The sequence below is a fragment of the Streptomyces sp. NBC_01216 genome (assembly GCF_035994945.1).
In the GTDB taxonomy this organism is placed as follows: Bacteria; Actinomycetota; Actinomycetes; order Streptomycetales; family Streptomycetaceae; genus Streptomyces.
Map to the genome: position 1 here is coordinate 3,424,470 of NZ_CP108677.1, position 13,233 is coordinate 3,437,702.

Below are 13,233 nucleotides of genomic sequence, written 5' to 3' on the forward strand. Positions count from 1 at the left end.
GCGGCCTCCCGGCACAGGACGGTCAGCGCGAGAGAAGCCGGGTCAGGTCAGCGCGAGCGGCGCTTCCGATCGCCATTTGACGATCTTGTCGAAGCTGACGACGGCTCCGCCCCGGCTCGATCTGTTGCCGAAGTGGGCGTGATCGGACAGTTCCTCGATCAGCCGCAGTCCGCGGCCGTTCTCGGCGTTCGACGGCACCCTCGCCCGCCGGATCGCGGAGGAACGCCCCGCGGGGAATCCCGGACCGGAGTCCGCGACCTCGATCCGGCAGGTCTCACCGTCCAGATAAGCGGTGACCCGGTACGCCTCCGAAGCCACACCGGCGCCCCGCTCACCCCCGTGTTCCACGGCGTTGGCACAGGCCTCCGTCAGGGCGACGGACAGGTCGTAGGAGACATCGGGATCGACCCCCGCGGTCTCCATCGTGCCGAGGAGAAGTCGCCTGGCGAGCGGAACGCTCGCAGCCTCGCGCCGCAAGTGGAGTGACCACCAGATGCTCATGCTCCAGCCTCCTGGCTGCGGCTCGACATACCGATACGTATTGCCGCGGGACGCCATCCGTAAGCACCCCGGGAAGACAACAGCCCTCATTCGGGGGACACACCCGGCGCGGGGTGTACGAGGTGCGTGGAGCCGCCGAAGGGGTCCATTGGTGATCTTCCGGACCTGCCGTACGGGCGCCGGGGGCCTGGTGCGATGATGGGGCCGCCATGTCTGCCCCCACGCTCGGTCCACGGCTGCTGAGGGCCGCGGTGTTCACCGCGGTCTGCGTCGTGTTGTCCGCGCTGGGGCACGCCCTCGCCGCCTGCGCGGGAATCGCGCCCTGGACCCTGGCGGCCGGCTTCCTGGGCATGTTCGCGATCACCACGCTCTTCTCGGGACGGCAGCGTTCGCTGCCCGTCATCGCCGGGGCGCTGGCGGGCGGACAACTCGTGCTGCACGCCCTGTTCGGCCTCGGACAGCGGTCCCTCGGGGCGGACGCCCCGACCGGCCCCGGCCTGGGAACCGACGCGAACGACGCGCTGATCCGGCTGGCCGCCAAGCTGGTCTGCGGCGCGGGCGCCTCGTCCCTCAGCCCCGCCGACGCGACCCGGATCGTCACCGACGCCGGACTCGACCCGAACCACACCGCGTTCCAGGCCCCGGGCCACGGAGCACACGGCGGCCACCTCGCGGGTTCCGCCGCGCAGAACGCGGAACTCCTGCCGAGCCTGCCGATGCTGCTCGGCCACCTGCTGGCGGCCCTCGCCACCGGATGGCTGCTGCGCCGCGGCGACCTCGCGCTGAGCCGACTCCTCCGGCTCTCGGCACAGGGCGCCACCGGACTAGCGGAAGCGGCCCTGGTCCGCTCCCTGCGCGCCGCGCTCACACTCGTACGGGCCCTGCTCTCCGGTCTCCCCGGGACGCCCTCGGCAGCGCCTCGGCAGCCCCGCCGTGCGCCGGTCGACACCGCGCCGACCGTCGCGGCGGAGGCACTCCAGCACACGGTGATCCGGCGCGGACCGCCGCTCGCCGCCTGCGTGCTCGCAGCCTGACGCGGACCGCTCGAACGGAGCGGGTCCGTGAACGTCCGCACCAGCCGACCCGTATGGAACCCGACGCCGCCCGTCGCGGCGGCCCGCAGACCCGGCACGGCCCCACCGGCCACTCGGGACCACGGCCGACGCCGCGCCACGGCCCCGCACCGACCCGTGCGGGACCCTGCCCGGCATCGGTTCCGCCCGGTCGGCACGCCGGACGTCCCCACCCTTCTCCCGAGTTGGAGTGTCTTACACCATGAACCTCTCCCGTATCGCCGTCGCCGGTGGCCTCGCCCTCTCCTCCATCGTGCTGTTCTCCGGCACCGCCTTCGCGCACGTCACCGTGCAGCCCCAGGGCGAGGCGGCCAAGGGCGGCTACGCGACCGTCAACGTGAAGGTCCCCAACGAGCGTGACAACGCCTCCACCGTGAAGATCGAGGTCAACTTCCCCACCGATCACCCGCTCGCCTCCGTCATGCCGCAGCCCGTCGCCGGCTGGAAGGCCGAGGTCACCAAGGGGAAGCTCGCCGAGCCTCTGGAGCTGCACGGCAAGAAGATCGAGGAGGCCGTCACCAAGGTCACCTGGACCGCCGACGGCGCGAAGATCGGCCCCGGCCAGTTCCAGCAGTTCCCGCTCTCCCTCGGCCAGCTGCCGGAGGACGCCGACCAGCTCGTCCTGAAGGCCGTCCAGACCTACGACAACAACGAGGTCGTCCGCTGGATCGAAGAGTCCAAGAAGGGCGCGGACGCACCGCAGAACCCGGCCCCGGTCCTCAAGCTGTCCGCGGCGGCCGACGACCACCACGGCGGCGGCGCGGCGACCGACGACAAGGCCGACGACAAGGCCGAGGGCAAGGCCGACGCCAAGGCGACCCACGCCGAGGCCGCCGCCTCCAGCGACACCACCGCCCGTGTGCTCGGCGTGATCGGCATCCTCGTCGGCGTCGCCGGTGTCGCGTTCGGTGTCCTCGCCGGACGCCGCCGCTCTGCCTGACGGCCCGCACCACACAAGAGAGAACACATGTCTGTCCAGAACAACGACGAGCAGGCCAGGCCGAGCAGGCGCGCACCGCTGATCGCCTCTGCTGTCGCGATCGTCGCGGCCCTCACCGTGACGATCGTCGTCGGTGTGAACGGAGGAGACGACAAGGCGACCGGAACCCGCGGCAACGCGCCGGTCGCCGAGGTCTCCTCCGGCACCGGCTCCACCCGCGCGGCGACGGTCCTCGACCGCCCGTTCACCAAGCCCGACCTCGTCCTCACGGACACCACGGGCGGGACGTACGACCTGCGCGAGCGGACCAAGGGCAAGCCGACGCTGATCTACTTCGGCTACACGCACTGCCCGGACGTCTGCCCACTGACGATGAGCAACATCGCCATCGCCAGGAAGCAGCTCCCCAAGGCCGACCAGGACAAGCTCCAGGTCGTCTTCGTCACCACGGATCCCGAGCGGGACACCCCGGCCGAGCTGGCCAAGTGGCTGCCCGCCGCCGGTGACCCGTCCTTCACCGGACTCACCGGGGACTTCGCCACGATCCAGGCGGCGGCCCGCCGCATCGGCATCGGTATCGACCCGCCGACGAAGGATGAGAACGGGTCGGTCGTCTCCATGCACGGCGCCCAGGTGATCGCGTTCTCGCCCACCACCGACCAGGGCTACGTCCTGTACGGCGAGGACACGACCGTCGAGGACTACGCCAAGGACCTGCCGAAGCTCATCAAGGGGGAGAACCCGTGACCCGCCGCACCACCCGCACCACCCGCACCACCGTCCTCTCCTCCGCCGTGGCGCTGACCGCGGCCCTGGCGCTGGCGGGGTGCTCGGCCGGCGGTTCCGGCGACGCCGGCGCCTCCGGCAGGCCGGAGCTCAAGGTCAGCGGCGCGTTCATCCCGCAGCCGGTGATGGACATGGCCGGCGGTTTCCTCACCATCACCAACGACAGTGACACGGCGGACAAGCTCACCTCCGTCACCAGTCCCCTCTCGGACGACGTGACGATCCACGAGACGAAGAACCAGAAGATGCAGGAGGTGAAGTCCTTCGACATCCCCGCCAAGGGCGAGCTGAACCTCGAACGCGGCGGCAACCACATCATGTTCATGAATCTCAAGCAGCAGCCCAAGCAGGGCGACAAGGTGAGCATCGAGCTCCACTTCGAGAAGTCCGCCCCGATAGAGGTCGAAGTGCCCGTCGAGGCGCCGAACCACAACCCGAAGCGGCACTGAGCTACTTGAGGGACTGACACAGATGACAGCCACCGCCCCGCGCCTCGGAACCGCCCTGGTCCGCCTGCTGCTCGTGGCAGCGGCGCTCCTGAGCGCCCTGCTCGCCGGCGCCGCGCCCGCGTCCGCGCACGCGGCTCTCACCGGCAGCGATCCGCAGGACGGGGCGGTGGTCGCCACCGCCCCCACCAATGTCCACCTCACCTTCTCCGAGCAAGTCGCCATGGACGACGACTCGATCCGGGTCCTCGCCCCCTCGGGGGAACGGATGGACACCGGAGAGCTCCGCAACCTGTGCAGCGGATCGATCATCCGGTACGGCGTCGGACTCCGGTCCGGGCTGCCGGACGGCACCTACACCGTCTCCTGGCACGCCGTGTCCGCCGACAGCCACCCGGTGGCGGGCGCCTTCACCTTCTCCATCGGCGCGCCCTCCACGACCACCGTCGTGCTGGCCGACCAGACGGCCGGCGGCGGAGTCGTCGGCACGCTCTACGGCATCGCCCGCTACCTCTCCTACGCCGGCTTCGCGGTCCTCGTCGGCGGCGGCGCGTTCGTCCTGGCGTGCTGGCCGCGCGGAGCGTCCGTACGGCCCGTCCAGCGGCTCGTCGTCCGGGGCTGGCTGACGCTGGCGGCGGCCACGCTCGCCATGCTGCTGCTGCGCAACCCCTACACCGGCTCCGGAGACCTCGGCGACGTCTTCGACCTGGCCGGGGTGAAGGCCGTCCTGGAGACGAAGACCGGCGCCGCGCTGGTCTCCCGGCTGATGCTGCTCGGCGCGGCGGCGCTCTTCGTCGCCGTGCTGTTCGGCGCGTACACCAAGCGGACGAGCAAGGAGGAGAAGCGGGACCTCACCTTCGGCCTCTCCATCGGCGGCGCGGTCGTGGCGGCCGGGATGGCGGGCACCTGGGCACTCGCCGAGCACGCCTCGACGGGCCTCCAGCCGGGCATCGCGATGCCCGTCGACATCCTGCACCTGTTCGCGGTGGCCACCTGGCTGGGCGGTCTGACGGCGCTGATGGTCGCGCTGTACCGGGCGCCCGGCATCGAGCGGGCAGCCGTGGAGCGCTTCTCGAGGCTGGCCTTCGGCTCGGTGATCGTCCTGGCGGCGACCGGGATCTACCAGTCCTGGCGTCAGGTCGGCTCCTGGTCGGCGCTGACCGGGACCGCTTACGGACAGCTGCTGCTGGTCAAGATCGGCCTGGTCGCCGTGCTCATGGGCATCGCGTGGATATCGCGCCGCTGGACACGACGGCTCGGCGACCCGACACGGCAGGCCGGCACGGACGCGACGGACGACGCGGCCGGCATGGACGACGCGGCAGAGCTACGGGAAGTCACAGAAGACACGGACACGACGAAGCCTCCGGCCGGAACGGACGGCAGGAACCGCGACGAGGGCGAGGTCGGCACCACCGGCGAGGACCAGGAGAACGGTGCGGACCGAACCGTCGGGGGCCGGTCCGGTGGTACGACGCGGGCCGGGGTACCCGTCGACCCCGAACGGGCCGCCCAGCTCGCCCGGCAGCGCGCCGCCGTCGCCGTCGCCCAGCGCAAGAGGGACCGCGACGCCGACCCGGAACGGGCCGGGCTGCGCCGCTCCGTGCTCACCGAGGCAGCCGTCGCCGTGGTGCTGCTCGCCGTGACGACCGTCCTGACCTCCACCGAACCCGGCCGTACGGAGGAAGAAGCGGGACGGGCCCAGTCCACGTCCGGCTCAGCCGCCGTCCCGGACCGGCCCGTCGATATCCGGATGCCCTTCGACACCGGGGGCGTGGACGGCAAGGGAACCGTCCGCCTCAGCCTCGACCCCGGCCGCACCGGCGCCAACGCGTTGCACATCTTCGTGGACCGCCCGGACGGACGGCCGCTGGACCTTCCGGAGATCAGGGTCGCCTTCACCCTGAAGGAGAAGAACATCGGACCGCTGCCCGTCCAGCCCGACCGGATCCAGGCAGGACACTGGAGCGCGACCGGTGTCCAGATCCCGCTGCCCGGCACCTGGCGGATCGACATCACCGTCCGCACCTCCGACATCGACCAGACCACCATCGACAAGAACGTGAAGATCGGCTGACCCTCGTGACTGACCTGACCGACGACCGCTCCGAGAACCAGGTGGAATTGTCCCGGCGCCGACTGCTCGGCACCGTGGGCGCGGCGGGCGCGGCCGGCCTCGCTCTCGGAGCGGCCGGTGGCGCCGGCGTGTACGGGGCGGCGGCCGGCAGCGGTGCCCCGTACACCGACGCGAAGGCGCTGACCACGGTGGGTGCCACGCGGGCCGCGTTCCACGGGAGACATCAGGCCGGAATCACCACCCCCCTCCAGTCGCGAGGCCATCTCGTCGCCTTCGACCTCTCCCCGGGCGCGGGCCGCAAGGAGGCCGCCGCGCTGCTGCGCCGGTGGTCCGCCACAGCCAGGGCACTGATGGCGGGCGAGCCGTCGACCGACGACACGGGCATCGCCCTGGACGCCGGACCCTCCTCCCTGACGGTGACCTTCGGCTTCGGCCATTCCTTCTTCGGGCGCACCGGGCTCTCCTCCCGGCGCCCGGTCCAGCTCGACCCTCTGCCCGCCTTCTCCGCGGACGCGCTCGACCCGAAGCGGTCGGAGGGCGATCTCTGGGTACAGATCGGCGCGGACGACGCCCTGGTCGCCTTCCACGCCCTGCGGGCCCTCCAGAAGGACGCGGGGACGGCGGCCACCGTCCGCTGGCAGATGAACGGCTTCAACCGTTCGGCCGGCGCGACCGCGAAGCCGATGACGGCACGGAACCTGATGGGCCAGGTGGACGGTACGGGCAACCCGAAGCCCTCCGAGCCTGATTTCGACCAGCGGATCTTCGTCCCGAGGGGCGCCTCCGGCGGGCAGGACTGGATGACGGGCGGCTCGTACGCGGTCGTGCGCAGGATCCGGATGCTGCTCGACGACTGGGAAAGGCTGCCCCTCGACAGGCAGGAGAAGGTGATCGGTCGCCGGAAGTCCGACGGTGCTCCGCTGACGGGAGGCACCGAGACCAGCGAACTCGACCTGGACAGGTTCGGCGCCGACGGGAAGCCGGTGATCCCCGACAACGCCCACTCCCGGATCTCCGCCCCCGAACAGAACGGCGGGGCGGCCATGCTCCGACGGCCGTTCTCCTTTCACGATGGCATCGGTCCGGACGGAACACCCGACGCGGGACTCCTCTTCGTCTGCTGGCAGGCCGATCCGCTGCGCGGCTTCGTTCCCGTACAACGGAAGCTCGACCGGGGTGACGCGCTCTCGGCGTTCATCCGGCACGAGGCGAGCGGCCTGTTCGCGGTACCGGGAGGCGTCGCGGAAGGCGAGTACGTGGGTCAACGGCTCCTGGAGGCATGACCCCCTTGGCCGTGCCCGGTTCCACCCCGCGCATGCCGCGCGGGACGGGTACGGGTCGCCGACGGTTGGGCTCCGGGCGAGCGGAGCCCACTAGGGTGATCGGTATGTCAGCCACCCGGTATACGTATCTCGGTCCCGAAGGCACGTTCACGGAGGCCGCGTTGCGTACGCTGCCCGAGGCCGCGACCCGGGAGCTCGTCCCGATGGTCTCCGTCCCGGCCGCGCTGGACGCCGTCCGCAACGGCGAGGCCGCCGCCGCTCTCGTGCCGATCGAGAACTCCGTGGAGGGCGGGGTCACCGCCACCCTGGACGAGCTGGCCTCCGGTGAGCCGCTGATGATCTACCGCGAAGTGGTCCTCCCGATCGCCTTCGCCTTGCTGGTACGTCCCGGGACCCCGCTGTCCGAGATCAAGACGGTGACCGGCCACCCGGTGGCACAGCCCCAGGTGCGCAACTGGCTGCGGGCGCATCTGCCCGACGCCGTGTGGGAATCGGCCGCCTCGAACGCCGATGGCGCCCGGCTCGTCCAGGAGGGCCGCTTCGACGCCGCCTTCGCCGGCGAGTTCGCGGCGGCGACCTACGGCCTGGAGGCCCTGGTCACCGAGATCCACGACGCCGAGAACGCCGAGACCCGCTTCGTCCTGGTCGGCCGGCCCGCCCGGCCCGCGGCGCCGACCGGGGCCGACAAGACCTCGGTCGTGCTGTGGCTGGGCGAGGACCACCCCGGCGCGCTCCTCGAACTGCTCCAGGAGTTCGCCGTCCGCGGCGTCAACCTGATGCTCATCCAGTCCCGCCCCACCGGCGCCGGCATCGGGAACTACTGCTTCGCGGTGGACGCGGAGGGTCATATCTCCGACCGGCGGGTGGGCGAGGCGCTGATGGGTCTCAAGCGGATCTGCCCGAACGTGCGCTTCCTCGGCTCGTACCCCCGGGCGGGCGTCTCGGTGCGGGAGGTGGGGCCGCTTCGGCACGGGACGTCGGACACGGACTTCATGGCTGCCTCCGATTGGTTGGCGAGAGCCCAGGACGGCCGGGCCTGATCCGAGAATGCCCCGACCGCCCCCACGACGAGGGCGGTCGTCCACAGGCGCGGATCACTAGTCCTACCTGCATACTTTTCGGTTACCCACAGAAGTTATCCACAGGAGTCGCTTTCGACCTGGGGATAAGTCGACAACCCAGATCGACGCAGTCGACAAATCGCCCTAGTCGCTCCACATCCATCCACAGGGCATCACCTCGGTCCGTGTCACCCTCATTCCCTTGATCGACTCTCCAGAGCGAGGAATTCCCACTCGAATGAGTGTCGGCGAGGGGTTTGATCGGGGAATTGCCAGCCTTGCAGCCGATTCAGAACGGCACCTTCCGTGATCCACAGAACTTCCACACAGCCTGTGGATAACATTCCGAACTCGCTCCGCCCTGTGGAGAAGTCCCCTGCCCCCCGGGGTGGTTCGGTCAAGCCGCAGGCTGCGATCCGCCCCTTTTCGGGGGGACGAGGACCGTTTATTGACGAATAGGGGGAGCGTTTCCCAAGACCGGCAATTCGGTCAAAGCGACACGCAAGGCTATATCGGGTGGGGTGCCACGAGTCCGCACCGGTAGCCTGGTGGGGTGATTGACCTTCGCCTGCTCCGTGAGGACCCCGACCGTGTTCGCGCCTCCCAGCGCGCCCGTGGAGAGGATGTCGCGCTCGTCGACGCCCTGCTCTCAGCCGATGAGCGGCGCAGGTCGTCCGGCGTCCGCTTCGACGAGCTCCGATCCGAGCAGAAGGCGCTCGGCAAGCTGATCCCCAAGGCCACTCCCGAGGAACGCGCCGAGCTCCTCCAGAAGGCCGAGCAGCTGAAGACCGACGTCAAGGCGGCCGAGGCCGAGCAGAACGAGGCCGACGAGACCGCGCGGAACCTGCTGCTGCAGCTGGGCAACATCGTCCACACGGAGGTTCCGGTCGGCGGCGAGGAGGACTTCGTCGTCCTGGAGACCCACGGCACCATCCGCGACTTCGCCGCCGAGGGCTTCGCGCCCAAGGACCACCTCGAGCTGGGCGAGGCGCTGGGCGCCATCGACGTAGAGCGGGGTGCCAAGGTCTCCGGCTCACGCTTCTACTACCTGACGGGCGTGGGCGCCCTGCTGGAGCTGGCCCTCGTCAACGCCGCGATCGCGCAAGCCACCGAGGCCGGTTTCATCCCGATGCTGACCCCCGCGCTGGTCCGCCCGCGCGCGATGGAGGGCACCGGCTTCCTCGGCCAGGCCGCGGAGAACGTGTACCACCTGGAGAAGGACGACTACTACCTCGTCGGCACCTCCGAGGTCCCGCTCGCCGCGTACCACATGGACGAGATCATCGACGCGGACAAGCTGCCCCTGCGCTACGCCGGGTTCTCTCCGTGCTTCCGCCGGGAGGCCGGCACCTACGGCAAGGACACCCGCGGCATCTTCCGGGTCCACCAGTTCGACAAGGTCGAGATGTTCTCGTACGTCGCTCCGGAGGACGCCGAGAACGAGCACAAGCGGCTCCTCGAGTGGGAGAAGCAGTGGCTGACCAGCCTCGAGCTGCCCTACCAGGTCATCGACGTGGCCACCGGCGATCTCGGCTCCTCCGCCTCGCGCAAGTTCGACTGCGAGGCGTGGATCCCGACCCAGGGCAAGTACCGCGAGCTGACCTCCGCGTCGAACTGCGACGGCTTCCAGGCACGCCGGCTCTCCGTGCGCATGCGCGACGACCGCGACGGCAAGAAGGTCGTCCAGCCGCTCGCGACGCTGAACGGCACGCTCTGCGCCGTCCCGCGGACGATCGTGGCGATCCTGGAGAACCACCAGCTGGCCGACGGTTCCGTCCGGGTGCCCGAGGTGCTCCGGCCGTACCTCGGCGGCCGTGAGGTCCTGGAGCCGATCTCCAAGTGAGCTCCTTCCCCTACCGGCTCGTCGCGACGGACCTCGACGGCACGCTGCTGCGGTCCGACGAGTCCGTCTCGGACCGTACGCGTGACGCTCTCGCCGCCGTGGTGGCGGCCGGGGCGGCGCACATCGTCGTGACCGGTCGGGCGGTGCCCTGGACCCGGCACATCCTCGACGACCTCGGCTACGAGGGCCTCGCGGTGTGCGGTCAGGGCGCGCAGGTCTACCACGCCGGCGAGCACCGGCTGCTGACCTCCGTGACGCTCGACCGGCAGCTGGCCGGCCTGGCCCTGTCGAAGGTCGAGGCCGAGGTGGGCCCGCTGGCACTGGCCGCCAGCCGCGACGGCCTGGACGGCGAGGTGCTGGTGGGCCCCGGCTACCGCGTCCAGGAAGGGCCTCTGCCGGTACACACGATGGAGGACCCGACGGACCTGTGGTCGGCTCCGCTGAACAAGGTCTACATCCAGCACCCGACGCTGTCGGACGACGAACTGACCCGGGCCGCCCGCGAGACGGTCGGCAGCCTGGTGGACGTGGTCATGGCGGGTCCGGGAATCGTGGAGATCCTCCCCCTCGGCCTGAGCAAGGCGACCGGTCTGTCACTGGCGGCGCGCCGACTGGGCGTGAAGGCGGCGGAGACCATCGCCTTCGGTGACATGCCCAACGACATCCCCATGTTCGCGTGGGCCGCCCGGGGCGTGGCGATGTCCAACGCCCACGCGGCACTGAAGGCGGTCGCCGACGAGGTGACGTCCTCGAACGAGGAGGACGGCATCGCCGTCGTCCTGGAACGCCTGCTGGGGCGGTAAGCCCCGGGAGGCCGAACCAACCCGGACCCCACCACGGCCCGGGGCGGATGCGACGCCCTGGGACTCGGGTGTCTTGCCACTCGGCCGATCCTCCGGGAGGGGCGGTCCGCGCGGCGGAACCGCGCGCTCGAAGCGACCGCCCCCGCGGCGCTCAGTGTGCGCCGCGCTGAAGGGAGCCCGACGGACGCGGACTCCGACTCGAGATCGTGCCGGCCGGCATCGTGCTCCTCCCCGGTCTCACGGCGGGACGCCGTCTCCCGCTCTCGTCCCGTGGAATCAGTGTGCGCGCGGTCCGTGTCCGGTGGCCAACGAATTACCGCGCGTGAGGGGTCGGCAGGCCAGGCCCACGGCCAGCGAGACAGCGTGCCCCACGTCCGTGTAGGTGCGGGTCGTGCACAGCGGCGCGACGAAGGCCGCCACCGCCCCCACCACGTAGAGCCCGCGCCAGGGCCAGGGCAGCCGGTACGTCAGGATCCCGACCGACGCCGCGATCCCATAGCTCACCCCGATGTCCACCACATGGGCCATGCTCCCCGGCACGTCATGGTCCTGGATCGCCTCCAGGACCACCTGCTGGCTGATCAGCGTGGCGGCGACGTGCGCCGTAGCGACCGTGAGGAACCACCGGTAGGTCCCGATCCACCGCTCGACCGGGGCGTGGAAGACCTCGAAGAGCAGCACGTACAGGAGGAAGTCGGCCGGCTCCTCGATCCAGAAAGCACTGCCGAGCAGCGCACGCACCGGATGGTGGGCCAGCTCGTACAGATTGCTGCTGGTGCGGTGCAGCAGGGAGTGCTCGAGTCCGCCCGGGGCCAGCGCGAGGATGATGCTGGTCAGCGCGATGATCAGCAGCCAGACATGCGTACCGGGTGACGAACGCACCCACGACCTGATCGGTCGGGACGGTTCGCCACCCGGGAAGGTTACGCTCGGCACTCTTCCGTGCCTATCACTCCGGACGCGGAGAAACCTCAGAAATTGATCATGTGTCCGGCAAGTCCGTGAACCGCTTCCTTGACGGCTTCGCCCAGCGTCGGGTGGGCGTGGACGTTCCGTGCGACCTCGTGGACGGTCAGGTCCCACTGCTGCGCCAGTGTCAGCTCCGGCAGCAGTTCGGTGACGTCCGGGCCGATCAGGTGGGCACCGATGATCTCGCCGTGTGTGGCGTCGGCGATGATCTTCACGAAGCCGGTGGAGTCCCCGAGGCCGTGTGCCTTGCCATTCGCCGTGAACGGGAACTTGGCGACCTTGACGTCGAAGCCCTTCTCGCGCGCCTGCGCCTCGGTCCAGCCGAAGCTGGCGATCTGCGGCTGACAGTAGGTGGCGCGCGGGATCATCGGGTAGTCGAGCTCCATGGTCTCGGCGTCCGCGATGGTCTCGGAGGCGATCACTCCCATGGACTCCGCGGTGTGTGCCAGCATCAGCTTCGCGGTCACGTCGCCGATGGCGTAGATGTGGGGCACGTTCGTACGGCACCGGCCGTCGACCTCGATCGCGCCGCGCTCGGTGAGCGCGACACCGGTGTTCTCCAGGCCGTAGCCGGTGACGTTCGGCGCGAAGCCGATCGCCTGCAGGACCTTGTCGGCCTCCAGGACCTTCTGTGCGCCGTCCTTGCCGGTGACGGTGACGCGGACCTGCGGGCCGGACTCGTCGATGGACTCGACGCGCGTCGAGGTGAGGACGTCGATGCCGAGCTTGCGGTACTGCTTGGCCAACTCCTTGGAGACGTCGGCGTCCTCCAGCGGCGCGACACGGTCCAGGAACTCGACGATCGTGACCTTCACACCGTAGTTGTTCAGGACGTAGGCGAACTCGATGCCGATCGCACCGGCACCCGCGATGACGATCGACTGCGGGATGCCCTCGGCGAGGATCTGCTCCTCGTAGGTGACCACGCGCTCGCTGCGGGAGGTGCCGGGAAGCAGCCGCGGCGTCGCACCGGTGGCGATGACACAGTTGTCGAAGGTGATCGTCTGCGAGGTGCCGTCGGACAGGGCCACCTGGAGGGTGTGGGCGTCGACGAAGGTACCCCGGCCGTCGAACTCGGTGATCCCGTTCTTCTTCATGAGGAAGTGGACACCCTTGACGCGGCCGTCCGCGACCGTGCGGCTGCGGCGGAACGCCTCGCCGTAGTCGAAGGAGACGGTGCCGTCGACCTTGATGCCGAAGGTCTTGGCCTCGTGGTGGAAGATGTGGGCGAGCTCGGCGTTGCGCAGCAGTGCCTTGGTGGGGATGCAGCCGACGTTCAGGCAGACACCGCCCCAGTACTTCTCTTCGACGACCGCGACCCGCTTGCCCAGCTGGGCGGCGCGGATGGCGGCGACGTAGCCGCCGGGGCCAGCTCCGAGTACGACGACGTCGAAGCGGTCTGACATGACTGACTCCCGAAGGTGATGAGGGTGTTGGTGTCCGCGTACGAG

General features: G+C 70.2%; 12 protein-coding genes. 9 read left to right on the forward strand and 3 right to left on the reverse strand.

The features are described from left to right. Positions 1-42 precede the first annotated feature (42 nt). Complete coding sequence (locus tag OG393_RS15005) at positions 43-501, reverse strand: ATP-binding protein (RefSeq protein ID WP_327375154.1); 459 nt, start codon at positions 499-501, stop codon at positions 43-45. Between the two features lie 209 nt (positions 502-710). Here OG393_RS15005 and OG393_RS15010 point away from each other — a divergent pair, with 209 nt between their 5' ends. From OG393_RS15010 to OG393_RS15050, 9 genes are all read left to right on the forward strand, one after another. After that, complete coding sequence (locus OG393_RS15010) at positions 711-1,535, forward strand: hypothetical protein (RefSeq protein ID WP_327375155.1); 825 nt, start codon at positions 711-713, stop codon at positions 1,533-1,535. 241 nt (positions 1,536-1,776) lie between these two features. Beyond that, on the forward strand, positions 1,777-2,514 hold the full coding sequence (locus OG393_RS15015) for a YcnI family copper-binding membrane protein (protein ID WP_327375156.1): 738 nt from the start codon (positions 1,777-1,779) through the stop codon (positions 2,512-2,514). Positions 2,515-2,541: 27 nt separating this feature from the next. After that, positions 2,542-3,261 carry an SCO family protein gene (locus OG393_RS15020; RefSeq protein ID WP_327375157.1) on the forward strand — a complete coding sequence of 240 codons (720 nt, stop codon included), beginning with the start codon at positions 2,542-2,544 and terminating at the stop codon, positions 3,259-3,261. Continuing rightward, positions 3,258-3,749, forward strand: a complete 492-nt coding sequence (locus tag OG393_RS15025) for a copper chaperone PCu(A)C (protein WP_327375158.1) — start codon at positions 3,258-3,260, stop codon at positions 3,747-3,749. The genes OG393_RS15020 and OG393_RS15025 overlap by 4 nt, the downstream gene beginning before the upstream one ends. A gap of 22 nt (positions 3,750-3,771) precedes the next feature. Beyond that, a complete protein-coding gene (locus tag OG393_RS15030) occupies positions 3,772-5,823 on the forward strand; it encodes a copper resistance CopC/CopD family protein (protein ID WP_327375159.1) in 2,052 nt (683 codons plus the stop codon). A 5-nt stretch (positions 5,824-5,828) separates the two neighbouring features. After that, positions 5,829-7,106, forward strand: a complete 1,278-nt coding sequence (gene efeB, locus OG393_RS15035; protein WP_442817312.1) for an iron uptake transporter deferrochelatase/peroxidase subunit — start codon at positions 5,829-5,831, stop codon at positions 7,104-7,106. Positions 7,107-7,210: 104 nt separating this feature from the next. Then, positions 7,211-8,146, forward strand: coding sequence for a prephenate dehydratase (gene pheA, locus OG393_RS15040; protein WP_327375160.1), 936 nt, complete (start codon positions 7,211-7,213; stop codon positions 8,144-8,146). A gap of 574 nt (positions 8,147-8,720) precedes the next feature. Then, positions 8,721-10,010, forward strand: a complete 1,290-nt coding sequence (gene serS / locus OG393_RS15045; protein ID WP_327375161.1) for a serine--tRNA ligase — start codon at positions 8,721-8,723, stop codon at positions 10,008-10,010. Next, positions 10,007-10,813 (forward strand): HAD family hydrolase, encoded by an 807-nt coding sequence (locus tag OG393_RS15050; RefSeq protein WP_327375162.1) that lies wholly within the window; start codon positions 10,007-10,009, stop codon positions 10,811-10,813. The genes serS and OG393_RS15050 overlap by 4 nt, the downstream gene beginning before the upstream one ends. A 276-nt stretch (positions 10,814-11,089) precedes the next feature. On the opposite strand, the gene OG393_RS15055 is transcribed toward OG393_RS15050, so the two are convergent. After that, on the reverse strand, positions 11,090-11,695 hold the full coding sequence (locus OG393_RS15055; protein WP_327375163.1) for a rhomboid-like protein: 606 nt from the start codon (positions 11,693-11,695) through the stop codon (positions 11,090-11,092). Positions 11,696-11,784: 89 nt separating this feature from the next. Continuing rightward, the gene (gene lpdA, locus OG393_RS15060; RefSeq protein WP_327375164.1) at positions 11,785-13,188 is read right to left on the reverse strand and encodes a dihydrolipoyl dehydrogenase; all 1,404 of its coding nucleotides are present in this window, start codon (positions 13,186-13,188) and stop codon (positions 11,785-11,787) included. Positions 13,189-13,233 lie beyond the last annotated feature (45 nt).